Here is a 2447-nt window from a genome sequence, read left to right as displayed (position 1 = left end):
TGCAAGAGCGGGCTGGATAATCTCATTCTGTAACGACCACTCTGACTTACCCTGTCGCTTCAACCTTGCGCTTTCCAGCTCCCATGCTCGGCGAAATGCCCCAGGCACTTCTCGTTTTACGAATTGATAGATAGACTCGCCCATTCTTGATGATGCAGGATCTTCAGGCGTCGACACATCTTTGTGATGGCCTTTGTTGTGCTCGATAAAAAAGTGCCCATATCCCGGTAAAGCTAGAGCCATCTTTGCAAAAAACACCTGCGTTCGGTCATTGACCTTATGGCCCATCTCGTGGCCAAGGTTAACGCCAATTCCAGCGGCTAAACCTGCTGTTAAGGCTCCACCAATAAAGTTAAACCAGGACCATTCGTATTGAGATACCGTATAGGCACATGCAATCACCGCTGCCCAAAGCAAAGGAACGGTCAGGTACATCACTTTTTTGTAGTAAGGCTCTGATTTAAGCTCTTCGACCATTTTTTCGGTTGGATTCGCTTCATCATCACCAAAATAGCTATCTAGTGCCGCTATTCCGAAATACCAGAATACGATTGTTGTCCATAACCATAGGCCATTTCCTGTTGTAACCGCTAGATAACATGATCCGATAGGCGCTAAAGGTAAAATCAGCGAAATGATGTAAGCGTATTTTTTTAATGACATCCAGGTGGTGATTTCACCCTCGCTTTGAGAGCGCGGGACCGAAAGCATTGCTGCCGCTTCTTTAGACATGAGATTTTCTCCGTTATTGTTAGTAAAACAATCTTATCGGGAGACGCAGGCCAGGGTTATGGCCCTAGGTGTCATGTCACAGTCAATTCGTGTCGTTTTAGTGGAACGAAAGCATATTTCAAACAAAAAAAGGGTGCCATTTGGGCACCCTAAAAACCTGAATAAATATCAAAACATAGCTAACCGAAATCTATGGCAAAATCACGGGGCTCGTTTTGTTTGATGACTTTGTTTAAAGTCATTTAGGAAGCAGGTCTCAGCTCCCTTCGCAGTATTTTCCCAACAGTTGATTTAGGCAATTCTTCTAGTACGACCACTTTCTTGGGAACCTTATAAGCGGTCAGCACTTTGCGGCAGTGTTCAATAATTTCTTTTTCTGTTGCTTCATTTTTTAGTACAACATAAGCACATACTTTTTCACCTGAAATGTCATCAGCTTCACCAATTACGGCTGCTTCTAGAATTTGCGGAAAACTGGTTAATACTTCTTCAACTTCATTTGGATAGACGTTAAATCCTGAAACAATAATCATATCTTTTAGACGGTCAACAATTTTTAGCTTACCGTCATCAGTCCATTCGCCCATATCACCCGTTTTGAAAAAGCCATCTTCAGTTAATGCCTTTGCGGTTTCATTTGGCATATTCCAATAACCACTCATCACTTGAGGGCCTTTAGCGACGATCTGTCCGCGACCTTCAGATACGGGTTGATCGTCATCATTCCAAAGCTGAATTTCTGTATCAGAAAGAGGTGTCCCAACTGTGCCTATTTCTTCATTGCCAGGTTCATTAAGGCAGAGGACCGGAGATGTTTCTGATAACCCATAGCCTTCAGAAATACTGCAGCCTGTTACATCTTTCCATATTTCACTGGCATTAGAGGTTAAGGCAGTTCCACCCGAGACGGTCAATCGCAGTGCTGAAAAATCTAGCGCTTTAAATTCTTCCTGCATACAAAGACCGACGAAGAGAGTGTTGATCCCTGATATGCCGGTAAATTCGAAAGGTTTGATGGCATTAATAAAGGCGTTAAGATCCCTAGGGTTAGGAATGAGTACATTGAGATTGCCTTTGCTCGCAAACATAATCATATTCACTGTAAAGGCATAGATATGGTAGAGGGGTAATGGGCACACAAATATCTCTTGCCCTTCTCTACACCCTGTAGCAAGTCTATCCAAACATTGTTTAGCATTACTTATGACATTTCGGTGGCTTAAACAAGCACCTTTAGAAACGCCAGTTGTGCCTCCAGTGTACTGGAGCATACATAAATCATCTGGGCCAATATCTTTACGGGCTTGCAATTTAGCCTGATCAAAATCATTGAGGATTTGGCTAAAAGAGTGGCAACCCTCTGGAGCAGGCGTCGGGGAGTCGCTTAGTAAATCCGCAGCACCTGTTGAAATCACTAGCTCCAGCGCCGTATCACCCTTGATTTTTTCTAAGTTGGGCAACAGGTCTTCTAGAATAATTATCGCCTTGGCACCTGAATCTGAGAATTGATGCTGCATTTCTCTAGGCGTGTAAAGAGGGTTTGTGTTTACCACGACTAAACCAGCACGCAACGCGGCGTAAGCAGCAATTGGGTACTGGCTTAGATTTGGCAGCTGTATCACTATCCGGTCACCCTGATTTAGGTTCTCTTGCTGCTGTAAGAAACAGGCCAAAGCCTTAGATTTAGCATCGATTTCAGCAAAGGATAATGTTTG

At 43.6% G+C, this 2447-nt stretch carries 2 protein-coding genes; both read right to left on the bottom strand.

Annotation, left to right across the window (positions count from 1 at the left end; all coding sequences use genetic code 11):
• On the bottom strand, positions 1 to 732 hold a 732-nt coding region (locus A3735_RS21895; RefSeq protein WP_197485972.1), incomplete at its 3' end, for a fatty acid desaturase.
• Positions 733 to 974: 242 nt separating this feature from the next.
• Positions 975 to 2447: AMP-binding protein (locus A3735_RS21890; RefSeq protein WP_068638638.1), on the bottom strand; the 1473-nt coding region annotated here is incomplete at its 5' end.

Source organism: Oleiphilus sp. HI0061, assembly GCF_001635675.1.
This window is presented reverse-complemented; position numbering and strand designations above follow the sequence as displayed.